The following is a 24719-nucleotide window of genomic DNA, read 5'->3' on the forward strand; positions in this document are numbered from 1 at the left end:
AAACGATCTCCTTGGCTTTTTTATTTTCCTTCCTCAAACAAGAATCACCAGCACAATCGATATTTTATAATTTTACATACAAAAACGATAATACATGTTTACGTCCTAATAAAAAGGGTATTTATTAATTAACAGCGTAAAGGAGGGGCCTATATTGTGAATAAAAAAATGGAACAATTGAAGCACCACGTTACCGACAATCAACGCAAACATGCTTTAACAACAAACCAAGGAGTAAAAATAGCCGAAGATGAATTCTCTTTAAAGATGGGCTTAAGAGGCCCAACCTTAATGGAGGATTTCCACTTTCGCGAGAAAATGACCCATTTTGATCACGAGCGAATTCCCGAAAGAATTGTTCATGCACGGGGAGTTGGTGCTCATGGTTATTTTCAGCTTTATGAATCGTTAGAAGCATATACGAAAGCAGATTTTCTTACTAATCCTTCCAAGAAAACACCTGTATTTGTACGGTTCTCAACCGTTCAAGGTTCTAAAGGATCAAACGATACAGTAAGAGATGTACGCGGATTCGCCACAAAATTTTATACAGATGAAGGTAACTATGATTTAGTAGGTAATAATATGCCAGTATTCTTTATCCAAGATGCTATAAAATTCCCTGATTTTGTCCATGCAGTTAAACCAGAACCACATAATGATATTCCTCAAGGAGCTAGCGCTCATGATACATTTTGGGATTTTGTTGCGCACAATCCCGAGTCTACTCATATGGTTATGTGGCAGATGAGCGACCGGGCTATTCCGCGTAGTTTACGAATGATGGAAGGTTTTGGGGTTCATACATTTCGACTTATTAATAAAGAAGGAAAAGCCCACTTCGTAAAATTTCACTGGAAACCTACCCTCGGAGTTCATTCATTAGTATGGGATGAAGCTCAAAGAATTGCTGGGAAAAACCCTGATTTCCATCGTCAAGATTTATATGAAGCAATTGAAAAAGGGGATTATCCGGAATGGGAGCTTGGATTGCAGCTAATTCCAGAAGAAGATGAACATGCATTTGATTTTGATATTTTAGATCCAACGAAATTATGGCCAGAAGAAGAAGTTCCTGTAAAACTAGTTGGTAAAATGACATTGAACAAAAATGTTGATAACTTCTTTGCAGAAACGGAGCAGGTAGCTTTCCACCCTGGCCATGTCGTACCAGGTATTGATTTTTCAAATGACCCTCTTCTGCAAGGAAGATTGTTCTCCTATACAGATACACAATTATCTCGTTTAGGAGGCCCTAATTTTCACCAAATTCCTATTAACCAGCCCGTATGTCCTTTTCATAATAATCAACGTGATGGCATGCATCAAATGCAGATTCATCGCGGTCAAACAAGCTATCATCCTAATGGCTTAAATAATAATCAACCAGCAACCGTGCAAGCTGAACAGGGCGGATATGAGCATTATCAAGAAAAGATTGATGGACATAAAATTAGAGGTCGCAGTAAAAGCTTCCTTAACTTTTATTCGCAAGCTAAACTTTTCTACAATAGTATGAACCCTATTGAAAAGCAGCACATAAAAGATGCATTTTGCTTTGAAGTTGGGAAGTGCAAATCAGACATGGTGAAGGCAAATGTAATTGCTCTTTTAAACCACGTCGATCGTCAATTAGCAAAGGAAGTCGCTAACATGATTGGAGCCCCTTTGCCTAAAGAAAATCACGAAATAAATTCGGATGCAAAATCACCTGCACTAAGTATGTCCAACACTATTTTTAAAGCTAATTCCAAAAATGTGGCAATTCTATTGAATGGTGACCCAAGCGTCTCCCTTCTGTCCGAATGGATTCAAGCTTTTGTACAACACCGAATGAACTATAGCATCATAGATAATAAAATTCATCAATTCAATGATTCCATTAAAGTAACGGATACTTATACAACAGCAGACTCTGCACTTTTTGATGCGGTATTAGTGTTTAGTAGCGAATCTGTCATTCAACCCCCTGTTTTAGAATTTGCAGAAACTACTTTTAAACACTTTAAACCGATAGCCTATGTCCTTAGTAATCCTCATGCTTTGGACAATAGTAAAATTAAATTAGATGGAGCAGGAATTTACAACTTAGCAAACACTTCAATTGAATCATTTATAGAAGGCATTGCCCAAGGACGATTTTGGAATCGATAATATAATATAAGGAGCGGATTAGAATGAGTAAAAAAATTGCTACTTTAATAACAGATTATTTCGAGGACACAGAATACACAGAGCCAGCAGAAGCTTTTAAACAAAAGGGATATGAATTAACAACTATTGAAGCAGAAAAAGGGAAAACGGTACACGGTAAGCAAGGAAAAAGTGAAGTTGTAATTGATAAAGGTATCGATGATGTTTCTCCAGAAAACTTTGATGCGCTCTTCATACCGGGTGGATTTTCCCCAGATATACTTCGTGCAGATGAGCGTTTCGTTCGCTTTAGTAAAGCATTTATGGATGCGGAAAAACCGGTTTTTGCTATTTGTCACGGACCCCAATTACTCATCACTGCACAAACACTTGAAGGACGCGATGTGACTGGATATAAATCTATTGAAGTTGATTTAAAAAACGCTGGCGGAAACTTTCACGATAAAGAAGTAGTCGTATGCCAAAATCAGCTGGTCACAAGTAGACAACCTGAGGACATCCCAGCTTTTATTGAAGAATCGTTGCGTATATTGAGATAGTTATTAAAGATTAATCAAAGTAGCTATTTAGCTACTTTGATTAATCTTTTTATTTGTATGAAAAACAAAAAAGAACCTTATTTTAATGATCTTTTCATCCCCCCTCTTTTCTCTCCCTGGAACTTCTAATCACTTTTCATAAGCAGTTCTCATATAGTGAAAATGACTATACAATTCCTATCCATAAGTTAAATCATGATTTTACACATATATAAATACAAAAGATGGGAGCCTTATTTATGAATAACAATCCACCTTCAACGCCCCCAAATCCAATGGAAACGAATAATAATGAAGTGAGCTTACAAACGTTACGCGTCATCGGACTTATTGTACTAATTAGTGGCTACATATTAGTCACTCTTTCTGAAGTAGGAACGTTAAAAAATCTTTTACTACAACCGAGCACTACTCCAAATTTAGCTGAAGTTGATCCGTTTTAAAAGCCATATGAAAAGCGATTTCTAGCATCGCTTTTCATATCGTTTTATCCAATCTGAGAAACCTCCCCCTCATACTTCTCTCTCCCAATCGCCTTCATAAATAATAAAATACTGCTCATACCAACGATAAAGTACAGAGCACTCATGCCCCAAGATGCGATAAATGAACCTAGCATAACACCCAATGCCCCGTTCATTTTTGCCACTTGAAAGACCATTCCGTTAATCGCCATATATGAACCTCTCGCCTCATTTGGTACCATATCTGCCATAATAGATTGACGCACTGGCACATACATCATCTCGCCTACCGTTTGGAAAAGCCCTGCAATTAATAAAATCCATAAACTATTGCTCGTTCCGAGTATTGTAAATCCAATTGTATAAATGAATAAGCCTACATATAAGATTTTCAAATCGTTGAAGCTTTTCAGCAATTTAATAAGAAGTGCTGAACATAATACAACTAAAATTGTATTCTCTGCAGAAATCCAGCTCAGCATGCGAATACCTGTTAAATCAAACGTAACACCATTCCCGAATAAAAAGTGCACCGTTTCAAATTCCTTCTGCAAGCGTACTCCTAAATAATTATTAATTTGAAACTCTAACGATAATGTACATATACTTGCTGCACAAAAAATTAAAAACGCTCTATCTTTCATTACGACTTTATAACTATCCGCCATATCTTTTAATACATTTTTCTTCTCCACCGTTTTCCGTGCTATATACACTTCTTCCATATATACAGCCATCACATATAAAGTAATAACTGCAATCACTGTTAATCCGATAAACAATTGCAATCTATAGTTCTCAAATAGTAATCCGCCAAATATCGCTCCAATCGCAATGGATAAATTAATTGCCCAATAGTTAATGCTGTACATCACTTTTCGATTTTCAGGTGTACTTACATCAATTAACATTGCCTCTGTCGCAGGGTTCATAAGTCCAGATCCTAAACTATTCACTAACATAAATACAAATGTTAGCCACGGTGAATCTACATAATCGGAATTCGCAATCCCCATACAAGCAATGGAAATGACTTGTATACTTTGACCGATAATCATAACCTTTTTACGACCAAGCCGGTCTCCAACATATCCACCGTATAAACCAATTACTAACGAAGCTATGACATTAATAAGTAGTAACGCACCAGCAATCGCACTACCTAACTTTATTGAAAAATAAATCGCCATAAATGGAAAAATCATCGTGGATACAGTACGTGTTAAAAACGAAGTTATAATTCTAATTTTTATATTTCGATGCATACTCCAAAATCCCATTGTTTCCCCCTCCTTATGCTTACTTATTTTACTTTGAAAAAAAGGAAGAAAAAGGTTAGAATATTCTAAAGAGTTTCCCCTTTTATAATAGAAGGAAGTGTATATATGAAAATTATGGACTATTACATTAGACTAAGACTACATGCACAAGATCAACAACATATGCGAAATAGCTTACAAGAATTAGCGGATGTTTTATATTGCAGTACGAAAAACGTAAAGATTTTATTAAAGAAAATGAGCGAGGAACAATTAATTAGCTGGACTCCAGGGCGAGGACGCGGAAATAAAACAGAAATTCTATTTATACATAATTTCGTAGAAGCGATTGAGTCCTATACAGATGAAATGTTAGCGCGAGAAAAATTAAAGGACGTTTTTCTTCTTTTAAAAGAACCCCTACCCCTTGCACTTCAAAAAAAGATAGAAAATAAACTACATCATCATTTTGGATACGAACCTTCAAATGATATGTACGACATACTAAAAATTCCTATATCGAGAAAGATAGTCCCATTAGATCCGGCTTTTGTGGCTGTAACTACAGAGAGCCATCTTACGAATCAAATTTTTGATACGTTAGTCGTTTATAACGATGTTACGGAAAAAATGGAACCACACATTGCGCATACGTGGGAATTAAGTGAAGACGGGCTGACGTGGACTTTTTATTTACGAAAGGATGTATATTTTCATAACGAAACAGTTTTAACTTCTAAAGATGTACGATTTTCATTTGAAAGACTAAAAGAAGTTCACTCTCCTTTCGAATGGTTAACAGAAGAAATTGTTCAAATTGAAACACCATCACCACTGCAAATTCGATTTCATTTAGCAAAACCAAATTTATTTTTCTTACACTATGTAAGTTCCATACAACTAGCAATTTTGCCACATGATGCAGTTATTCAAAATCATCATTATATAGGTACTGGACCTTTCAAACTTGCTCATTACTCTGAAGACAATATCGTACTCGAAGCGTTCACTCATTATTTTAAAGAGCGCGCGTTATTAGATCGTATTGAATTTTGGGGTATTCCGGATCATGTACAAATCGATGCTGATTATGAACTACCAAATGAAGAAGAAAATGAAAGGCATGATATACAAATAGAAGAAATAGGTTGTATTTATGCTGGCTTCAACTTTACAAAACCTGGTCCTCATCACGACATTTACTTTCGAAAGGCTTGGAGAGAACTATATGACGTTGAAATGATACTTCGTAACATAGAAGGAAGACGAACAATTGCTGCATCAAGCTTTTTCCCTGAAAGAAGCCGCCAAGCTCCTAAAAGATCTTACTCTTTAGAAAAAGCGAAAGAGTATTTAAAAAAGAGCACTTATAATGGAGAGACGATACATATTTACTTCTTCGCATTTAAAGATAGTGCAAATGATGCATATTTCTTAAAAGAACGATGTGAAAGTTTAGGTATACAAGTAGAGCTTCACCCATTTCTCGTTTCAGATTATATGAACCGTTCTATCGATCAACATGCCGATATTATTTTCATGGGAGAAGTGTTTGCTGCCGATCATGAACTTGCATTCTTAAATGTATTTAAAAATAAAAGTTGCTTCGTAAACCGGTTTATGGACCCGCATTATGAAAAACAAATTAACTGCTTACTTGATACATTTTTATTAGAAGAAAATAAAGAAAAGCGCTACGAGCTCATGTATGAGATCGAAGAATTTTTACAAACAGAACACATCATTTTATTTAACTATCACGTTTTAAAAAGAAAGACATACCCTTCTTCTTTAAAAAACGTAACAATTGATTCATTCGGTTGGGCAAATTTTGCGAAGTTATGGATACAGCCATCCACTTATTAAATTATGTGGGCTTTTATAAAAGGAGAAAAACATGAAACGTATAAACTTATATTTTATGAGTTTATACACTATTAGACTTCTCCATATATGTGCATCAACTTAAAAATTTTATAATGTCCCCACAAGATAAAATCTATATTTTTTCTTGTGAGGGTATACACGCAAAGCAACTAAATCTTTGGCTTGTTATTTACTGGTTCGTTGCACAAACTAAACAACTTTAAAGAGCCATTCCACAATAAAAAGTAGAATGGCTCTTATATTTTTATATCAAAATTTATATTGATTTTACAAACACAAAACTTAGGGGCATAAATATTAGTAATTGTTTTTATGAAAGTATTAGTATGACAATGGAGAGTTTAGAGTAATACGAAGTTTCACCCGATTAAACAATAAAGTGCCCCCAATTATTAGCATTAAATAATTCATTTTTTCGTTGATCATTACTATGAGTATGGATACGCAATATATTCTTTTCCAAAGTACAAAAAATCCCTAACATATTATATATGATAGGGATTCATTTCATAATCATTTTATAAATTGAACCTTGATAACTCTGATAAGGGGTTTTATTACTTCGCAAAACTCTCAGCTAACTGTTTCTCTCTCCACATAAATGTAATAGCGAGACCAACTATTAAGACAACTCCTGAAAATGCATATGGATAATGAATATTCATATCAAATAATATTCCGCCCATCGCTGGTCCTGCTATATTTCCTAAACTCGTATAAGTCGAGTTCATACCAGCAACGAATCCTTGCTCTTTTCCAGCTGCTTTTGATAAAAACGTCGTTAAAGCTGGGCGAAGCAAATCAAATGCAAGGAAAATAAAGCAAGTAACGAGAAGTACAATCCAATAATTAAAGACTACAGTTGAAACGAACGCTAATACTGCACCTACAATTAAACAGATTTGAATTAACACTTTTTCACCGAACATATCAACTAATTTACCAAACATAAATACTTGCACAACTACCCCAAAGATTGAACTAATTGTAATAATTGCCGCAATATCTTTCGGTGTGAACCCAAACTTATGATCAGAAAACAGACTAAACACAGTTTCATACGCCGATAAACCAAATGCAAGGACAAATACGATAATAAATGCGATTGCATACATTGGATGTAATGATTTCTTTAAATCTCCAATAAAACTTGATTCTTTCGTATTAGAAGAAATCTCTGCAAGCTCTTCTTTCGTTAACGGCTCTTTTAAAATAAAAATCGAAATGACACATGCTATAAAAGCAATTGCTGCTGCAACGAAAAACGGCACACGTATACCGTATTCTGCAATAAATCCGCCGATTCCAGGTCCTATAATAAAGCCGGTACTAATAGCAGCAGATAAATATCCCATCGCCTTTGGACGTTCCTGTATAGATGTAATATCCGCAACATATGCCGTAACACCAGGCATAATAAACGCAGCACTAATTCCGCCTAACACCCTCGCTGCATAGAGCATCCATACATCTGTTCCTAATCCAAACAGAAGCTCTGAAACACCAAAAATAAATAATCCAATGATTATCATTTTCTTTCTACCATAAAGGTCGACCCACCGGCCTGTAATAGGTGAAGCAATAAGTTGAGCCATTGCGAATACTGCAACGAGATACCCCATCGTCTTCCCTGTTAAATGCATATCATTCATAAAAGACGGCATAACCGGAATAATTAATCCAATCCCTAAAAAAGCGATAAATATATTACTCAAAAGAATGACCAATACCATCTTTTGTTCTTTTATCGGTTTCTTCACTTTTAACACCTCTTCCCGTAAATTCCTCTCAAAAAATAATGCCCAAGAAGCTTTTTCTTTATCCTGCTATTTATGGGCTAATAATGAGTGAAGATGTCCCACTCATTAGAATTTCACTCTATCCTTCCACACATACATACGCATTAGGTGAATGACTATCATTCAGTTTTCCTCAAAAATGAACCTACCTTTTCAGACAGGTTCATCCCACTATTTCTTTATATGTAGTGCATGTGTTAAAAAATCTAGTACTTCTGCCTTTTGCAAATCCACTTGCTCATCATCTTTATGATCATATAAATAAACTTGTTCCGCTGCTGATTCAACTAGAGCGATAAATAACTTCGCTGTTCGCTCTGCGTGTACCGACTCACGAATTTCACCCGCTTCTTTCGCCTCACCTAAAAATTCACTTAGCCACATATAAAGAGGCTCATACACAGCTTCCCATTCTTTTATATGTTCTGTAGATGCAAGACCCGCATACATTAAAGCTTGTATTTCACGATATTCCTCTATGAAGTGAAACACCGCATCTATTACTTGCGTTACTTTACTTAAGAAAGGCGCATCGTTTTGCACTTTTTCTTTTACTGCAAGTATCATCTTTTCAACCATCACTTCTGCTATTGCAGGCATAACAGATAACTTAGAAGGAAAATATAAATAGAAAGTTCCTTGTGCAATGCCAGCTAATTTCACGATATCAGAAATCTTCGTTTTTTCAACGCCCTTTTCCTGAAATACTTCAATCGCTGCATAGACAATTTTCTCTTTTTTATTCATCATCTAAACCCTTTCACACGCGTATTGAATGACTGTCACTCATTTTATAGAATAACTAGCTGTACTGTCAATTATCGTGTACTTTTTATAATAAAAATCTCCTAACGACTTGTTAGGAGATACAGTATATCTTTACGAAAGAGCCTTTAATCCTGTCACTCCGCATACAATAAGAGCCACACTAATGATACGCGCTTTACTTTTCGACTCACCAAACAAGAACATGTTTAATAAAACGGCTCCCGCTGTTCCAATACCAATCCAAACCGCATACGCGACACTTACTTGTAAAAATAAGAAAGATGTATACAAGAATGCGAAGGATGTAGCAAAGCCACCTATATAAAGTGCCCCATTTGCTAACGTTTTATCTTTACTATACATTTTAAGACCGATCACACCGACTATTTCACTAATTGCAGCACAAAATACGAAAAACCAACCCATTTTTAAGCAGCTCCTTCCACAGTTTCTTCCTTATTATCAGCTAGCTTTAAACCGATAACGCCGGCTACAACCATCACGATAAAGAATAATTTTCCTACACTGAAACTCCCGCCAAAAAGGAAGACATCCATTAAGAAAGTACCTACCGTACCAGCTCCGGCGAACACAGCATATACGGTCCCTGTTGCAAGATGTTCACACGCTTTAGAAAGGAAGTGAAAATCAACAGCGATAACTCCTAAAATGATAATCCAATGCCACCAAGTATTGGCCGTATTAAAACCAAACACCCAAAAAATTTCAAAGATACATGTTAATATGACATATAACCAAGCTTTATTTTTCATACCTCTCACCTCTTATGACTGACTATCAGTCATTTTGTTTTAAAAAAATATGCTCTTTCATCACTACTATATATAAACAACTATCATCCTCATTTACCTTTTGTATTTGTTCCGTTTTCAAACTAACTACATCCTGACACAGAATATGACTGAATGTCATTCATATGTATTGTACATGAATATTTTAAAAACTGTCAATGCCGAAAGTTTATTTAAAATTTCTTTCATCTGATTTGTATATTTCCTAATAATCTGTCAATACTGCTAGTAACATAATATTTTCTCCACTCCCCCTTGGAGAGATCCCTTGAATAGAGCAGTTAGCTTTTGCTAGCTGCTCTTATTTCTTTTGCTTCATCCAACGTACCGAATCATCGCCACCTCATCACAATAATCTACCTTTGGACAATGTCTACAATCAATCCATACCTTCTCTGGTAACGCCTCTCTATTCACAAAATCAAACCCGCACTTTTGAAAAAATTCCGTTTCATATGTTAAAGAAATAACTCTGCTCACTTTTATTTTCGCTGCCTCATTTATTACATGGTTTACTAACATACGTCCGATACCTTTCCCTGCATAAGTATGCGAAACGACTAACGATCGTACTTCTGCAAGGTCCTCCCCTAATACATGTAAACCAGCAACTCCGACGATTTCCCCCTCTTTTTTCACAACATATAAACATTGTAAATATTGATAGAGAGACAAAAGAGAACGCGGTAAAACCACTCCCTCTTTTGCATAAACTTCAATGAGACTATAAATTTCTTTCACATCACTCGTAACCGCATTACAGATTTTCATATGCTATCCCCTTGCCCCCGATATTAATATTTATAACCCAAAATGAATTTTAATACATAATTTTATATAATAATACATCTCTCTTTTCTTCTCGTCAATCACTTTATACAAACAAAAAACCAAGCAATCTAATCGATGCTCGGTTCCTCATTTCGTATCGGTAATACCGTCGAATATTTAATTTCACGTAGTGCTAAACTCGTCTGTATCCTTGTAATACCAAGCTTATTTAGCTTTCTAATAAACTGTTCCAGCTCTTTACGATCACGATTTGCAACCTTTAATAAATAATCATACTCCCCTGTTAAACAGTGACATTCTAACACTTCCGGCATCGCTTCTAATTCTTTTTCCAACACTTCAAGTTTATCCGATTGATGAATATTCGTACTCATAAAAATGAAGCATAACAAATCAAAACCAAGCTTTTCTTGATTTAAAATAGCTACTTGCTTATCAATGAATCCTTCTCCATCTAATCTTTTTATTCTCGCATGCATTGCAGCTGGTGATAAATTAACACGTCGTGCAAGCTCTGCATTACTTACTTGTGACTCCTTCTGCAATATATCTAAAATTTGTACGTCTAGATCATCCAACACTTTAATAACAGACGACTCCATCGAAATCCTCCTTTTTATTACCGATGATTATTCGAAAAAACACCTTATAACTTATATAAAACTGAATATTTTTCTGTGAATTTCATTTATAACAAAACATTTTATCGACTTTTATTCATTATACAAAATAATATATTACACAATAAAGAAAAATGCTAAAATTATTTACAATTCACATTGATTACAACAAAGGGGATTTTAATATGCCTTATTTTTATGTATTTTTACTATTACTAACGAGCTTATTATGGGGAGGAAACTTTGTCGTTGGAAAATCACTTGTTGATCACGCATCTCCAATGACACTTACAAGTTTAAGATGGATGATTGCGATTGTTTGTTTATTACCAATGGTATGGTTTAAAGAAAAGAAAATCATTCCACCACGCGCTGCGATACTTCCGTTAATATTGATGGGAATTTCAGGGGTTGCTCTTTTTAACATCTTTCAATTTCTAGCATTAGAAAAAACATCCGCAACAAATGTAGGGCTTATTTCTACATTAAACGCGATTTCCATTGCACTATTTTCTGTCTTATTTCTAAAAGAAAAAGTAAATACACTTCAAATTTTATCTATGATTCTTTCATTCTTCGGGGTTATCCTCGTCCTATTAAAAGGTAACTTTACCCTTTTATTTTCACTACATTTTAATAGTGGCGATTTATGGATGATCGCGGCTGTTTGTATTTGGGGAATGTATTCTGTTTGTAGTAAATGGGCAACAAAGACAACAACACCACTTATGGCGACGCTATACTCTGGTATTTTCGGCGTTATTTTATTACTGCCATTTAATATAGAGAGCTTCACTGTTACAAATATAAATACTTCTTTCATAACTTCACTTTTATATACAGGGCTTATTTCCACAGTTCTTTGCATGGTATTTTGGAATATTGGCGTACAAAAATTAGGAGCAACTACATCAGGTATTTTTCTAAACTTCAACCCCATCTTCACAGCTATTTTAGCATTCCTTTTCCTCGGAGAAGAATTAACGTGGATTCAAATTTTAGGGACAATGATCGTTGTGACAGGATGTTATTTATTTTCCCATTTCAAAACGGTTACTGTTCAGCCAACTAGAGCTTTAATGCGAAAACATTCTTAATCCAAAAACATCGCCACCGAAGTGGCGATGTTTTTATTTACGTTTCATTTCTTTCACATACTGCTTTTCTTCTTCTGGCGATAAACGTTCTGTCGCCTTTCCAGTATCACCACCTTGAATTTCCCACAAAAAGTTATGCTCCTCAACCGTTTGTGAAAAATCCCCTTTCTCCCAGCGCTCCAAAGTAGAAAGTAACTCTGACTTATATTTAAAATTCGTACTGCTTTCTACTGCGTTCTTCGCACCACGAATTTCCTTATTTGTCATTTCAATAAATCCCCATTTTTCAGAGGATTTCACTTTTTGATGTACCATCCTATGCATTGTAGAAATAATTTCAGCTTCACTAACTTGTTGCTTCTCTTCCTCTGCTTTCTTTCCTTGTTGTCCCATTACTTTTTGTGCTTTAAGACTCTTCTCCTCTTCTTCTATATAATTAATACCTTTAGTAACACCGAATACAGCTCCTATCGCAATTACGATCACTGTAATTGTCCCTATAATCCATTTTTTCATATTATGTATTCCCCATTCCCCTAATAATCACATAAACAAATGGAATCGCCTGCACACAGTCGATTCCATTTGTTTCCTTATTTCATTTTAAACCTTAAGCGCTTCTCGCACAATATAACTATCCACACATTGCTTGAATTTTATGATTTTTCCATTTTCAAGTTGCCATACATGAACAAATTCTGCTTCAAATGATTTTCCTGTTTCTTTATAAACTCCTGAATAAACACCTTCAGCAATAATTACATCTTTTTCACTTACTTCATGATACGTATTTACACTTGCTTTATAAGCATCCCATTCTGATCCTAATCGGCTAAATACATTTTCCATTATTGCTTCTACACCGATATAAGTTCCCCCGTACGGGAATCCTTCTGCCTCTGTCCATTCTACTTTTTCAGAGAGGGCTTCTGCTAAATGTTTTGCATTCGAAGAAGCTGATCCTTCATATGTACTTCGAATAATTTCTAAATTTGATTTAGACATGTTACTTCCTCCCGTTATATTTATTTTTCGCACAAGGTGTAACCAAACGTGTTACAACTTGTGCGAAAAAATATTTAAATTATTTTATTCTTAATCTAAGAGTTGTAATTATTATAGTTACAATAATGATTCAAGTCAACAATTTATAAATAGAGTCTACTGCGTTTTCATTACTTTCTCTTTTATGAAACGGTCTACATATCCTTCTGCTTTTACAACGAATAAATACGCACCCATTGCTAATAATGCAAGGTCTAATTCATATCCTGGATTCTTTCCATCTCCTAATAATCCTGCTGCTCCATTTACCTTTACGATAGCTCCAGCTAAAATAAGAGCGAATAACAATCCTAAATATTTTACGCCTAAACCGATAATTAATAATATACCACCAACTAATTCAACTGTTGCTACGCCATATGCAAGACCGCCTGGTAAGCCAATGCTTGTAAACCAGCCTGCTACATTATCGATACCTGATTGAAACTTCGCTAAACCATGTGCAAAGAACGTTACTCCTAACACGATACGAATAATTAAGTTACCAATGTATTGATTCATTTTGAACTCTCCTTTTTGTTTTGTTATGGTGAACTTTTATTTACAAGTCAAAACAATACGGTATTTCATTTCATTCGTCAAATACTTTTTTAAAGAAAACAAAAAACATTATCCCTTTTACGGATAATGTTTTCTTACAAAATAGCGCTAATGCAAGCTTTTACTCTATCGCACAAAAAAGTTGAAACATTTTTCCAGCACCAACATACGGCAATAAAGATATATCCTCTTCTACAACGATGCCAACAACGTTCACTTTCTCATCTGCAGGTAAATCATGTATAGCAACTTGCATCTCTCCTGCATATCTACCGTACAATTCATTATCAATTGTAACGCTGCCTTTCTTTCTTAAAATTGCATTCATCGGCTGTAAGATCACTTTATTTTCTTCTCGTGATTCTACAGAACGAATGACATCACGCGCTGGATCTAGTCTATTTGTATGCACTTGTTCTACCATTTTTAACACTTCACTTTTCTCTATCAATGGCTCGTATCGCAGCGGAATAATTCCTCTACTCGCACTCGCTATTTCTTGTACACTTTCTATACTTCCGCTTATATCCCCGATTAACACTTTATCGACACCACAATCTTGTACAAGTTCTAAGTACGCTTCAAGCGGGCGCATATAGCGGTGCTTTTCTAACGTTGGTAAACCTTCACATAACGGACCGCGTTTTTCACCATCTCCCGGAATAAATGCCATCGTTTTTATTCCACACTCATGTAAATATTGATTTTGCTGTTGCAAGAAGGACTTTGCTAGTCCTGTTTCTGGACGCGGATAAAAATTATGCCATGCTTCTACATTCTCTACCCGTATCTTTTCAGTGATTAACTCTTTCCAAAATGAATCTGTAATCGTACTCGCATTTAAAGCTACTTTCATTTTATGGGATACACGTGCGATTTCTTTCGGCGTGATGCCATAGTCCATTCGTAAACCAGTAATTCCCCACTCTACTAACTCTTCCACATTTTCGTACGTCATTCCTAAATGGTGTAGCGATTTTGGGGAAACATCAACCATTAATTCCATTTCATTTTCAAGAGCCTGTTTCCCAAGTGTTTGAATTAACTCTTTATACGTATTTGGATCATCTTCTGGTATATGAAGTGATGTAAAAATAGATAAAAATCCGTTTTTCTTCGCTACTTTTAGCCATTCTTCTTGCTTCTTTACTCGTTCTTTTGCAAGGTAAATTGAAACTCCAATCATATGAATCTCCCTTTCTATGAATAAAAAAAGAGAAAGGAATCCCTTTCTCTATATGTTTTCTGCCATTTCTTCTTTAAATCCGAAGAAGTACGTAAAGATGAATCCGAACGTATATGCCACTACTAATCCAAGGAAATATAATAAATATTTATTATCAGCAATTAACGGAATTAATGATAATCCAGATACACCGATTCCGAGTGCAGCTGTTTTCATAACTGCTTGGAATGCACCGCCAACTGCTGCTCCTAAACAAGCTGTAAGAAACGGTTTTCCCAGTGGTAATGTAACCCCGTATAATAACGGTTCACCAATTCCTAAAAATCCAACTGGTAATGCTCCTTTAATTACGTTACGAAGTCGTTTGTTTTTTGTTTTTACAAAAATAGCAATCGCTGCTCCTACTTGCCCAGCGCCAGCCATTGCAAGTACCGGTAATAAAGGCGTTACGTGCGTTTGATTAATAAACTCCATATGAATCGGTGTTAAACCGTGATGTAATCCGACCATAACGAGCGGTAAAAATGTTCCAGCAAGTACTGCTCCCGCAAACGCTCCGCCAATATTTAAAATGCCATTAATTCCGTTTGTAATTCCTTCAGATAAGAAACCTGCTACCGGCTGAATTGCTAACATCGTTACGATACTTACCACTAACACAGTAATAAGCGGCGTTACAATAATATCAACTGCATTTGGTACAGCTTTTCGAACTTGTCTTTCCACTACAACCATAAGCCACGCTGCAAAAATAACTGCAAACAATCCGCCCCGTCCGGGTACGAGCGCTTCACCAAATAACTTTACGTTCGCCATCGCCGGATTGAAAATTAAAATACCAGCAATTGCCCCAAGAACTGGTGTCCCGCCAAACTCTTTCGCTGTATTCCAGCCCACTAAAATGCCTAAGAATGTAAAGATACCGCCGCCAATAAGTAGTAACATTTGTAGCCATGTTGCATTCGGATCAGCGCCTGCGTTTTTCGCAAAGTTAGCAACCCCGTTTATAATACCTGACGCAACAAGACCCGGAATTAACGGAATGAAAATACTTCCTATTTTTCTTAAAAAGTTTTTCACCGGTGTATTATTTTTCTTCTTCATCTCTGACTTCATCTCTTGCCCAAGATCTTCAAGGTGATGATCTGCCACCTCACCAATTCGCAGTCCCGTTAAACCTTCCATCTCTGCTGCTACTTTATTTACCGTTCCCGGACCAACGACAACTTGAAGCGTCTCATCTTCAATAACGCCCATAACCCCTTCAACCTTTTTCAAAAGGTCCATGTTCACTTTACTTTCATCATGAAGCGTTAATCGTAGTCTCGTCATACAATGAGCGATGCCACGAATATTTTTTACTCCCCCAAGTTGCTCCGAAATTTCTTTCGCCATTCTCTCTTCTTTCCTCATAATAGAATCCCCCTCCCTATTATTTATAGTGCCTTCTTCACAAACCCTTTCGCTTCTTTTAGTTTCTTCAGTGCTTCCCCATACTCACACTGCAATAACACCATAACAATCGCAGCTTTCACGTTACGTTCTGCTTTTTCATAATGCTCTGCCGCTACTTCATAACTAACCCCTGTTGCTTCCACAATAATTCGTTTTGATCGTTCTATTAACTTTTCATTCGTAGATTGAACATCTACCATTAAATTTTTATATACTTTTCCAACACCAATCATAGAAGCTGTTGAAATCATATTCAGTACTAATTTTTGCGCTGTACCAGCCTTCAACCGCGTTGAACCTGTTAAAATTTCTGCGCCTGTTTCTACTTCCACATTTAGTTTTGCATATTTACTTATTTCAGCATTTTTATTACAAGAGATACTAGCTGTACTCGCTCCTACGCTATTCGCGTACTTCAAGCCGCCAATTACATAAGGAGTTCGGCCACTTGCCGCAATTCCAATCACTGTATCTTTCTCGTTTAATCCAATACTTTTTAAATCTTCTTCTGCTAATTCTTCGCGATCTTCTGCACCTTCTACCGCTTTAGTAAACGCTTTCAATCCACCTGCTATAAATCCTTGCACCATTTTATCGTCTGTGCCAAATGTCGGCGGACATTCCACTGCGTCCAAAATACCTAAACGGCCACTCGTACCAGCCCCAATGTAAATTAATCGGCCCTCTTCTTCGAAAGATTTAATAACAGTCTGCACAACTTTTTCAATCTGCTCTATTTCATTTTCAACTGCTAATGCAACAGTTCGATCTTCTTCATTCATACTTTGCAAAACTTCTTTTATGCTCATCTCATCTAAATTCATCGTCTTCTCATTGCGATGTTCTGTCGATAAATTTTCTAACATATTCCCACCTACTTTGAAATTTAATTTCATACTTTCATTATAACTTCAAGAAATTTAAAATCAATATCACTTTATTATTTTATGAAATTTCATTTCTTTTCATGACGAATTTATGTCCGTCCGTATGCAAAAAAGATGGGTTTCCCCATCTTCTCATTTCAGCTTCCGTAATCGCAAAGCTTCTTCTCTTGTTTCCATAAATTGATCCAGCACTTTATTACCAATACGATTAAACGTAATCACATATAGAGCATCTATCATGTTCAATTGCGTCATTCTTGAAGCAATACTTGCAATACGATGATCTTGTTCTACATCTGGCATACAAAGACGAATATCCGCCTCTTTATATAACGGTGATGATTGATCAAGCTTTGTAATCGCGATAACTGTTGCACCCTGTCTCTTCGCATATTGCGCCATTTCAAGTACATCTTTCGTACGACCAGATGTTGAAATCGCCACAAATATATCGCCTTCTTTTAAATTCGTCACAAGCGGCAACATCATATGAAAATCAGATAGCATCATCGCTGTAAATCCGAGCCTTGTAAATTTATAAGCTCCGTCCATCGCCGGAGTAGCTGATCCGCCTACTCCGTAAAAGATAATTTTATCGGCATTTACAATATGATCTGCAGCTTTTTCAAGTTCTTTTTTATCTATCGCCGTCACGCTCGCCTCAATTGCAGCTTTATTCACATACGTAACTTTATTAAACAAGTCGTACGGGCCATCTTCCGTATTCATCACTGAAAAATCATTAATATTATAATCAGCAATCGTTAATTCACGAACGAGAGCGATTTTAAATGCTTTAAAGCTCCCAATCCCAATCGACTTACAAAAACGAACAACACTCGCCTCACTTGCGCCTGCATTCGTTGACACTTCTTTCGTCGTTAAGTTCGGAACAATCTCTGCATTCTCCATTATGTACATGGCAACCTTCTTTTCAGCTGGTGAAAATTGATCCATATTACTTTCAATTTTAAATAGTAATGTTGAAGCTTTCACTATTTAACCTCCACTTCTTACGGTTGCGTTCACTGATTTTCTCTTGCTTCAAGAAGGTAAAAACCATCATCGCCAGGAGGATGAAACACATTTACAATGCGATTCCCTTTTTGATAAACAGTTCTTTCCCCTTCTGTCCACTTCTTTTCCCAACCGTTCATCCAAATCGCAACATCAGGTAAAAAAGCGGTATATTTCAGCTTCTGATCGTACTCACCATCTGCTTCTTCCGAGAAAATAGAAACCGGAAAATCTTTCACTTTTGATTCTTTCCATGCAGTAAATGGTATGCACAATAAAAGAAGTATAATTACACCTATAATCTTTCCCTTCGTAATCCTCAAACACATCCCTCTCCTTGTCATATCACATACATAGATTTTACCATAATTACAAACCTTTCATGCCACATGACTATTGCTTTTCCAATAAAAAAAAAGCTTACCCACATCAGATAAGCTCTTCCTCTCTATACAAAATACTTCTTCAAAAGCGGCGGGGTAATAATCGTTGTCAATATAACAACAATAACAATCGCTGTGAAATTTTCTTTCGCTAATAAATTCGCCGTAAGTCCATTCGCTGCGATGATAAGTGCTACTTCTCCGCGCGACACCATTCCCGCACCGATACTAATAGAAGATTGAAGGTTGAATCCTGTTAACCTTGCTCCTAAACCTGAACCAATTAACTTTGTGAAAATCGCAATAAGCGTCATGATGATAATGAACCAAAGCTGGCTTCCGATACCTTGAAATGTAATTTCCATTCCGATACTTACGAAGAACACCGGTACAAATATTGCATAAGCAATCGGTTCAATTTTATGTTCTACTTCGTGCTTATACTCTGTTTGAGAAATGGCAATTCCGGCTGCAAATGCTCCAATAATGCCTGCAATTCCCATCATTTCACTGTAATAAGAAAAAGAGAAGCAAATAATAAGAGCCGCGCTAATTAACGCTTCTGTTACACGAAGCGGCACGAGCATTTTCATAATCCAAGGAACAACTTTCCATGCAATAAAAACAATGCTAACAAAGAAGATAATTTTCTTTACGATAACAAGTGTTATATTCACATCTTGCGTTCCTAAAAAGCTCATAACAAACGCTAATAAAATAACGACGATGACGTCATCAAATACGGCAGCACCTAAAATCGTTGTACTTTCTCTCGTATTCATTTTCCCTAAATCTCTTAGCGTCTGCACTGTAATACTAACTGACGTTGCGCAAAGTAATAATCCTAAAAAAATGGCATGAGATTGTATTAATCCAAACAGCAATCCTGTTACATAACCACCGATGAAAGGAAAAATAATTCCACCAGCTGCTACTGCAAATGATGATTTCAAATTCCGATTTAGTTCTTCTAAATCTGTTTCAAGTCCAGCCATAAACATAAGGAGTAAAACACCAATCTCACTCAGCTCATCAATCAGTTCAGAACTATTTATAATACCAAGTACAGCTGGACCGATAATAATACCGATAATTAATTTACCAAGTACAGAAGGCTGGCCAAGCCTCACGCTAATATCACCAGCTAATTTCGTACAAAGTAAAATGACGACAAGTTCAAAATAAAATAACATAACATCTTCTCCTACTTTAACTTTAATCAGTGGGGCGTTAACCCTCGTCCATTCCTGCAAGTAGTTTCTCCTATTCATCCGCATTTTATTTGTCATATTTTTATTTGACAAAATATTCTGAATTATATTAAGATTAATCCAGCAATTTTAAAAAACTACGCACCATAACTGTACCTCCATTTCCTTACATACTCTTTTCTAGTGGGCTCATACTACATTCGCAGTTATGGAAATGAAAAACGGGGGGAGAGTCCAAAGTGAAATCATTATTACGAAAAAAGGCGATTACTACTGAATCACCACGACAACTACAAAGAACATTAACCGCACTTGATTTAACGTTTTTAGGAATTGGCGCCGTAATTGGGACAGGGATATTTGTATTAACAGGTATTGTTGCAGCGAAACATTCTGGTCCTGGTATTATGCTATCATTTCTTATTGCTGCATTTACTTGTGCTTGTGTAGCCTTTTGTTATGCCGAATTTGCTTCTTCTATTCCTGTCTCAGGAAGTGTGTATACTTACGCATACATGACAGTCGGTGAAGTCGTCGCCTTCATCGTCGGATGGTGTTTAATGCTCGAATATTTACTTGCCGTTGCAGCAGTAGCTGTCGGTTGGTCTGGTTATTTACAATCTTTACTACAAGGATTTAACGTCCATCTTCCCGCCATAATCGCCTCGGCTCCTGGCGTAGGAAAAGGTGGTCTCATTGATTTACCAGCTGTTTGTATTTTACTACTCATTACTGGACTTTTAAGTTTTGGTATACGCGAAAGCGCACGCATTAATAATATTATGGTTCTTATTAAGTTAGCCGTTATTATCGCCTTTATCGTAGCAGGTGCAAAATATGTAAAACCTGAAAATTGGACACCGTTCATCCCATTCGGATATGACGGTATTATTACTGGGGCTGCTACTGTATTCTTCGCCTTCTTAGGATTTGATGCAATCGCAACCGCTGCGGAAGAAACGAAAAAACCACAGCGTGATTTACCAATCGGCATTATTGGCTCTCTTCTTATTTGCACTGTTTTATATATGATCGTATCTTTCGTTTTAACAGGTATGGTTCCTTATACACAATTAGATGTTTCTGATCCAGTTGCATTTGCCTTACATTTCGTTGGCGAGGATACAATTGCAGGACTACTCGCTGTTGGAGCGATGACTGGAATGACAACCGTTCTCTTAGTCGTTATGTATGGACAAGTTCGCGTTTCGTATGCGATGAGCCGTGACGGTTTACTTCCAAAAGCGTTAGCACGTGTAAATAAAAGAGTGAAAATCCCTTTATTAAACACGTGGATTACTGGTGTTGTTGCCGCTTTATTAGCAGGACTTTTAGATCTGCACGTATTAGCGAATTTAGTAAACATCGGGACATTAACAGCCTTCACCTTCGTTTGCTGCGCAGTACTTATTTTACGAAAAACACACCCTGACTTAAAACGCGGATTCCGCACACCTTTCGTACCTGTACTACCAGTTGTCGCAATTCTTTGCTGCTTATATTTAATGATCAATTTGTCTAAAACAACATGGATTAGCTTTGCCGTTTGGCTTATAGTCGGCTTATGCTTCTATTTCTTCTACTCTAGAAAGCATAGTCACTTAGCGACCGAAAAAACGAATGATGAAAAGAAAAAAGCATAACAAAATAGCTCGCCGTTTTAGCGGCGAGCTATTTTTCTGTACTATTATATTTTTTCGTTAACGATTGTAAAATGAAAAATATGCCGATGCAAGCTGTAAACGATGCCCAATTTCCTATTGGTGTTGCGTATTTCACAATTCCAATACCTACAAGTAATAGGAAAATAATCACCTGATATATGAGCTTCCACTTTTGCATATATTCCCTCCTTTACTTCGTTCCCTTCTTTTTCTTCTTCCATGCATTTAAACTATCAAAGAAGAAATTAATAAATAACGTGCCTAAACCCGCTAATAAAAACGTCATTAAAAATAGAACCCATATACTTTTTTCTTTTAAGAAATAATATCCTACAAGGAGCACAACCGCGATCCATACATATTCAAGAATTCTTTTTAGCTTTTTCTCTTCCAAATTATTCGCTCCTTCATTCTATGCTATTTTTAGTATAACAAAAAAGAAGCCTATCATGATAAGCTTCTTTTCTTCTCTCTTATTTGTTTATGCTTTTTTCAACAAGTGAAATCGTATACTCTAATGTACGATTCATCGTTTCTACTTGTGCATCCTTTACTTTTACATCTTTCACTACAGCTTCGGCCACTGTAATTTTTTGACTCAGTGCTTTCACTGAACCGTCCGTTACATTTGCAGCTTGCGCTTTTTTCACTACTGCTTTTGCAGATTCAATATTGATTTGTAATTTTTCTTTCGGTGTTTTCGGTTGTTCTACTACTTTAGATTGTACAAATGTTACATTAGCTGTTTTTAATTCGTTATACGTTTGAACGATTTGCTCTCCCGTACTCCCTACATTTTCAAATGCTTGCTTTGCATTATTATAGCTTTTCTCTAATTCTTGAAATGCTTCCTTTGAATATTGACCTGGCTTATCACCAAACTCATACGTACCAGCTAGCACTTCTTTTACTTTTCCAAGCTCTTCAAATAACGCATTTACTTGCTCTAATTTCGTACGGTTAGAAAACTCATTGTACGCCGCTAATACTTCTGAAGAACTTAACGCTTTACTATATAATCTTGCAAGCGCGATTTGTCCGTTCAACGGAATACCACCATTTCCGTTACTATCAGGGTCAGCTCCAAATGCAAATGGTACGTTCGGATGAGACACTTTCCCTTTAGCTGGTTGGCTATTTACTTTTTTACCATCGACATAAATAGCTACTTCACTTCCGTTATACGTTCCTGTTAAGTGATATGTTTTATTTGCTTCTAATTGAACACCAACGCGTTTATAACTGCCGCCAATGTGAGCCCATAATTCAACATATCCACTTCCTGTAGATTCAAAACCAATTCCGCCACTCTCTGTATTTTGCAAAATACCTTGTCCGCGAATTTCATTCATTGAAAATACAGTTTCTAGCGTGAACGTATTTGCTACTTTCTCTTTTTGTGCTGCTGAAAATGGAAGGTATCCAAATGTATTAGCTTGTCCATTCAATTTCATTACATTTGTTTTTAAAGCTTTATCGTATGCAATAGATACATTTCCTTTCACATCGCCCTTCGTTCCAAACGATGAGTTATCTTTAAATGTACCATCTAAGAAATTCACATCAAAAACATCTGCCTTTGGCACTTTTACATTCGGATCAATATTATCTTTTTTCGTAGTAACTTCTGCCGTTAACGGCTGCGAACTTTCATTACCGAACGAATCGATTGCAACTACTTCAAGCGTATATGTTTTTCCACCATCTAATCCTGCAAGCGTAAACGTAAGATCTTTTGGCACTGGATCACGATAAAACTCTGAGAATGCTAACAATTTATTCTTTATTTCGCCCGTTTGCTTATCTCTAGCTTGTACACGATAAGAGTGAACAAGAAGGTTATCCAGCGCTTGTGGGAATGTTACTGTTGCTGCATTTTCTGTTACATTTGATACAGCGAGCTTTGCATCCTTAGCAAAGTAAGGTTTTTCTTTATCACGATCTTCTACATGTGTAAAAGTTTCTTTCTTTGCTGGTAATTTAATTTTCCAAGGCTCACCTGTCCAAGAATTTGTATGGAAATCACGACGGTTAATCGTTACTTCTTCATCATCTACTTCTACTAATAAACCTTGGCTTAATGTACTAGCTCCTGGCGGGATATTCCCCTGTACTTTACCACCTTCAACTTCCATGTAACTTATAGAAGATGTACCAACGGATGTAAAGTCTTTTTGATGAATCGATCTTGGATCATCTAGCGGATAATGTGAATGACCTGAAAACGTAATAGCCTGCGGATATTCTTTTAATACCGCATTAATTTTTGCACTATCTTGCGTCCCCCATTCATGACTACCGTATACTGTCTCTTTAATGTGTTGATGTAAAAATACGAAAATCGGTTTTTCTGGGTCATCTTTTTGTGCTTTCGCCATCTCTTCTTTTAACCAATTAATTTGCTTGTCTGAATAATATCCGTGTGTTGTCCCATTTTCTGGCGACATAACAAGGAAGTGATACCCTTTCACCACTTTATGATAATAAATCGATTCCATTCCTGTTTTTTCTAAGAAACGCTTCTGTGCGCCCTCTACAGATAAACCGTTCCAATAATCATGGTTACCAAGAGAATTCATTCGTACGGCATCTTTATTTGCATTTTCATTATACACTTGCATGAAACGATCATATTGCTGCAGTGACCCTGTATCTGTGAAATCACCTACGATAACAAATGCATCTTGCTTTGGTGCAAGCGTATTGAGCTGTTCAATCGCTCGTTTCCAGCGAAACGTATCATCCGTTCCACTATTTTTAATATGTACATCACTTACAACTGGAAAAACGATCTTCTTTTCACTAGGTACCTTTTCTTGCTTCTTCTCTTCCGCTTTAACTGATGTACTCCACGGAAATGATACAAATGCTAATACAAAAACCATTAATAATCCAATAAGACCTTTTACTTTTCGTAAAGCAGTTCTGTCCACGTGTATCCTCCTCATAATAATCGATTCATTACAAGGGCTATTTTATCTAAAGCATATTAATGTCGTTTAAATAATAAATGAATTTTATTAGATTCTTGTAAATATACAGTTAATTAAAGGTTAAGTCCAACATTCTTCTTACTATTGTGTATACAACCACTTTTTGTCTAAAAGAGTCTGAGCATTC

Annotated in this window: 25 protein-coding genes; 6 read left to right on the top strand and 19 right to left on the bottom strand. The window is 36.2% G+C overall.

The genetic code is table 11. The annotated features are described in order from the left end of the window. The first annotated feature begins 156 nt into the window (after positions 1–156). The 3 genes from MR147_RS10320 (at position 157) to MR147_RS10330 (ending at position 3136) form a co-directional block, all read left to right on the top strand. Positions 157–2154, top strand: a complete 1998-nt coding sequence (locus MR147_RS10320; protein ID WP_242304066.1) for a catalase — start codon at positions 157–159, stop codon at positions 2152–2154. A 23-nt stretch (positions 2155–2177) separates the two neighbouring features. Beyond that, positions 2178–2693 (top strand): type 1 glutamine amidotransferase domain-containing protein, encoded by a 516-nt coding sequence (locus MR147_RS10325; RefSeq protein WP_242304067.1) that lies wholly within the window; start codon positions 2178–2180, stop codon positions 2691–2693. Positions 2694–2932: 239 nt separating this feature from the next. After that, entirely contained in the window at positions 2933–3136 is a 204-nt protein-coding gene (locus MR147_RS10330) for a hypothetical protein (RefSeq protein ID WP_088327408.1), read from the top strand. A 44-nt stretch (positions 3137–3180) separates the two neighbouring features. On the opposite strand, the gene MR147_RS10335 is transcribed toward MR147_RS10330, so the two are convergent. After that, a complete protein-coding gene (locus MR147_RS10335) occupies positions 3181–4437 on the bottom strand; it encodes an MDR family MFS transporter (RefSeq protein ID WP_242304069.1) in 1257 nt (418 codons plus the stop codon). A gap of 105 nt (positions 4438–4542) precedes the next feature. Between MR147_RS10335 and MR147_RS10340 the strand changes: the two genes are divergently transcribed. Then, positions 4543–6282: an SgrR family transcriptional regulator gene (locus MR147_RS10340; RefSeq protein ID WP_242304071.1), complete on the top strand. Its 1740-nt coding sequence runs from the start codon at positions 4543–4545 to the stop codon at positions 6280–6282. Between the two features lie 578 nt (positions 6283–6860). Here the strand turns inward: MR147_RS10340 and MR147_RS10345 are convergent. The 6 genes from MR147_RS10345 to MR147_RS10370 form a co-directional block, all read right to left on the bottom strand. Then, positions 6861–8063, bottom strand: coding sequence for an MFS transporter (locus MR147_RS10345; RefSeq protein ID WP_242304072.1), 1203 nt, complete (start codon positions 8061–8063; stop codon positions 6861–6863). A 210-nt stretch (positions 8064–8273) separates the two neighbouring features. Beyond that, positions 8274–8852, bottom strand: coding sequence for a TetR/AcrR family transcriptional regulator (locus MR147_RS10350; RefSeq protein WP_242304073.1), 579 nt, complete (start codon positions 8850–8852; stop codon positions 8274–8276). A 129-nt stretch (positions 8853–8981) separates the two neighbouring features. After that, complete coding sequence (locus MR147_RS10355) at positions 8982–9296, bottom strand: DMT family transporter (protein ID WP_000539674.1); 315 nt, start codon at positions 9294–9296, stop codon at positions 8982–8984. A gap of 2 nt (positions 9297–9298) precedes the next feature. Continuing rightward, positions 9299–9643: a DMT family transporter gene (locus MR147_RS10360; protein ID WP_000790626.1), complete on the bottom strand. Its 345-nt coding sequence runs from the start codon at positions 9641–9643 to the stop codon at positions 9299–9301. 354 nt (positions 9644–9997) lie between these two features. Then, positions 9998–10453, bottom strand: coding sequence for an N-acetyltransferase (locus MR147_RS10365; RefSeq protein WP_242304074.1), 456 nt, complete (start codon positions 10451–10453; stop codon positions 9998–10000). 128 nt (positions 10454–10581) lie between these two features. Then, complete coding sequence (locus MR147_RS10370; RefSeq protein ID WP_000446106.1) at positions 10582–11076, bottom strand: Lrp/AsnC family transcriptional regulator; 495 nt, start codon at positions 11074–11076, stop codon at positions 10582–10584. A 203-nt stretch (positions 11077–11279) separates the two neighbouring features. Between MR147_RS10370 and MR147_RS10375 the strand changes: the two genes are divergently transcribed. Further along, positions 11280–12191 carry a DMT family transporter gene (locus MR147_RS10375; protein ID WP_242304076.1) on the top strand — a complete coding sequence of 304 codons (912 nt, stop codon included), beginning with the start codon at positions 11280–11282 and terminating at the stop codon, positions 12189–12191. Between the two features lie 33 nt (positions 12192–12224). Here MR147_RS10375 and MR147_RS10380 read toward each other — a convergent pair whose 3' ends face one another. From MR147_RS10380 to MR147_RS10420, 9 genes are all read right to left on the bottom strand, one after another. Beyond that, positions 12225–12707 carry a DUF6241 domain-containing protein gene (locus tag MR147_RS10380; RefSeq protein ID WP_242304078.1) on the bottom strand — a complete coding sequence of 161 codons (483 nt, stop codon included), beginning with the start codon at positions 12705–12707 and terminating at the stop codon, positions 12225–12227. 87 nt (positions 12708–12794) lie between these two features. Continuing rightward, positions 12795–13196 carry a nuclear transport factor 2 family protein gene (locus MR147_RS10385; RefSeq protein WP_242304079.1) on the bottom strand — a complete coding sequence of 134 codons (402 nt, stop codon included), beginning with the start codon at positions 13194–13196 and terminating at the stop codon, positions 12795–12797. Positions 13197–13352: 156 nt separating this feature from the next. Then, complete coding sequence (locus tag MR147_RS10390) at positions 13353–13757, bottom strand: DoxX family protein (protein WP_074609000.1); 405 nt, start codon at positions 13755–13757, stop codon at positions 13353–13355. A 160-nt stretch (positions 13758–13917) separates the two neighbouring features. After that, positions 13918–14982, bottom strand: a complete 1065-nt coding sequence (locus MR147_RS10395; RefSeq protein WP_074608999.1) for a DUF871 domain-containing protein — start codon at positions 14980–14982, stop codon at positions 13918–13920. A gap of 48 nt (positions 14983–15030) precedes the next feature. After that, positions 15031–16395, bottom strand: coding sequence for a PTS transporter subunit EIIC (locus tag MR147_RS10400; protein WP_242304081.1), 1365 nt, complete (start codon positions 16393–16395; stop codon positions 15031–15033). Positions 16396–16418: 23 nt separating this feature from the next. Beyond that, entirely contained in the window at positions 16419–17303 is an 885-nt protein-coding gene (gene murQ, locus MR147_RS10405) for an N-acetylmuramic acid 6-phosphate etherase (protein ID WP_074608995.1), read from the bottom strand. Between the two features lie 153 nt (positions 17304–17456). Beyond that, the gene (locus MR147_RS10410) at positions 17457–18320 is read right to left on the bottom strand and encodes a MurR/RpiR family transcriptional regulator (protein ID WP_000648157.1); all 864 of its coding nucleotides are present in this window, start codon (positions 18318–18320) and stop codon (positions 17457–17459) included. Positions 18321–18349: 29 nt separating this feature from the next. Then, positions 18350–18664 (bottom strand): hypothetical protein, encoded by a 315-nt coding sequence (locus MR147_RS10415; protein ID WP_001223244.1) that lies wholly within the window; start codon positions 18662–18664, stop codon positions 18350–18352. Positions 18665–18789: 125 nt separating this feature from the next. Then, positions 18790–19995 carry a cation:proton antiporter gene (locus MR147_RS10420; protein ID WP_117611429.1) on the bottom strand — a complete coding sequence of 402 codons (1206 nt, stop codon included), beginning with the start codon at positions 19993–19995 and terminating at the stop codon, positions 18790–18792. A gap of 179 nt (positions 19996–20174) precedes the next feature. On the opposite strand from MR147_RS10420, the gene MR147_RS10425 reads away from it, so the two are divergent. Then, entirely contained in the window at positions 20175–21578 is a 1404-nt protein-coding gene (locus MR147_RS10425; RefSeq protein WP_046198846.1) for a branched-chain amino acid transporter BcaP, read from the top strand. Between the two features lie 28 nt (positions 21579–21606). On the opposite strand, the gene MR147_RS10430 is transcribed toward MR147_RS10425, so the two are convergent. The 3 genes from MR147_RS10430 to MR147_RS10440 form a co-directional block, all read right to left on the bottom strand. Then, positions 21607–21777 (bottom strand): hypothetical protein, encoded by a 171-nt coding sequence (locus tag MR147_RS10430; protein ID WP_001174836.1) that lies wholly within the window; start codon positions 21775–21777, stop codon positions 21607–21609. A gap of 12 nt (positions 21778–21789) precedes the next feature. Continuing rightward, a complete protein-coding gene (locus MR147_RS10435) occupies positions 21790–21993 on the bottom strand; it encodes a hypothetical protein (protein WP_000391504.1) in 204 nt (67 codons plus the stop codon). A 79-nt stretch (positions 21994–22072) separates the two neighbouring features. After that, a complete protein-coding gene (locus MR147_RS10440) occupies positions 22073–24532 on the bottom strand; it encodes a LamG-like jellyroll fold domain-containing protein (protein WP_139302835.1) in 2460 nt (819 codons plus the stop codon). Positions 24533–24719: the final 187 nt, after the last annotated feature.

It is taken from the genome of Bacillus cereus group sp. BfR-BA-01350 (assembly GCF_022663775.1).
GTDB classification, from domain to species: Bacteria; Bacillota; Bacilli; order Bacillales; family Bacillaceae_G; genus Bacillus_A; species Bacillus_A paranthracis.

What these genes read in the sequence shown, in the direction of transcription:
- MR147_RS10325 (WP_242304067.1), top strand. Translation starts at nt 2,178, where the DNA reads ATGAGTAAAAAAATTGCTACTTTAATAACAGATTATTTCGAGGACACA.
- MR147_RS10330 (WP_088327408.1), top strand. Translation starts at nt 2,933, where the DNA reads ATGAATAACAATCCACCTTCAACGCCCCCAAATCCAATGGAAACGAAT.
- MR147_RS10335 (WP_242304069.1), bottom strand. Translation starts at nt 4,437, where the DNA reads ATGGGATTTTGGAGTATGCATCGAAATATAAAAATTAGAATTATAACT.
- MR147_RS10340 (WP_242304071.1), top strand. Translation starts at nt 4,543, where the DNA reads ATGAAAATTATGGACTATTACATTAGACTAAGACTACATGCACAAGAT.
- MR147_RS10350 (WP_242304073.1), bottom strand. Translation starts at nt 8,852, where the DNA reads ATGATGAATAAAAAAGAGAAAATTGTCTATGCAGCGATTGAAGTATTT.
- MR147_RS10355 (WP_000539674.1), bottom strand. Translation starts at nt 9,296, where the DNA reads ATGGGTTGGTTTTTCGTATTTTGTGCTGCAATTAGTGAAATAGTCGGT.
- MR147_RS10360 (WP_000790626.1), bottom strand. Translation starts at nt 9,643, where the DNA reads ATGAAAAATAAAGCTTGGTTATATGTCATATTAACATGTATCTTTGAA.
- MR147_RS10365 (WP_242304074.1), bottom strand. Translation starts at nt 10,453, where the DNA reads ATGAAAATCTGTAATGCGGTTACGAGTGATGTGAAAGAAATTTATAGT.
- MR147_RS10370 (WP_000446106.1), bottom strand. Translation starts at nt 11,076, where the DNA reads ATGGAGTCGTCTGTTATTAAAGTGTTGGATGATCTAGACGTACAAATT.
- MR147_RS10375 (WP_242304076.1), top strand. Translation starts at nt 11,280, where the DNA reads ATGCCTTATTTTTATGTATTTTTACTATTACTAACGAGCTTATTATGG.
- MR147_RS10380 (WP_242304078.1), bottom strand. Translation starts at nt 12,707, where the DNA reads ATGAAAAAATGGATTATAGGGACAATTACAGTGATCGTAATTGCGATA.
- MR147_RS10385 (WP_242304079.1), bottom strand. Translation starts at nt 13,196, where the DNA reads ATGTCTAAATCAAATTTAGAAATTATTCGAAGTACATATGAAGGATCA.
- MR147_RS10390 (WP_074609000.1), bottom strand. Translation starts at nt 13,757, where the DNA reads ATGAATCAATACATTGGTAACTTAATTATTCGTATCGTGTTAGGAGTA.
- MR147_RS10395 (WP_074608999.1), bottom strand. Translation starts at nt 14,982, where the DNA reads ATGATTGGAGTTTCAATTTACCTTGCAAAAGAACGAGTAAAGAAGCAA.
- MR147_RS10400 (WP_242304081.1), bottom strand. Translation starts at nt 16,395, where the DNA reads ATGAGGAAAGAAGAGAGAATGGCGAAAGAAATTTCGGAGCAACTTGGG.
- murQ (WP_074608995.1), bottom strand. Translation starts at nt 17,303, where the DNA reads ATGTTAGAAAATTTATCGACAGAACATCGCAATGAGAAGACGATGAAT.
- MR147_RS10420 (WP_117611429.1), bottom strand. Translation starts at nt 19,995, where the DNA reads ATGAATAGGAGAAACTACTTGCAGGAATGGACGAGGGTTAACGCCCCA.
- MR147_RS10430 (WP_001174836.1), bottom strand. Translation starts at nt 21,777, where the DNA reads ATGCAAAAGTGGAAGCTCATATATCAGGTGATTATTTTCCTATTACTT.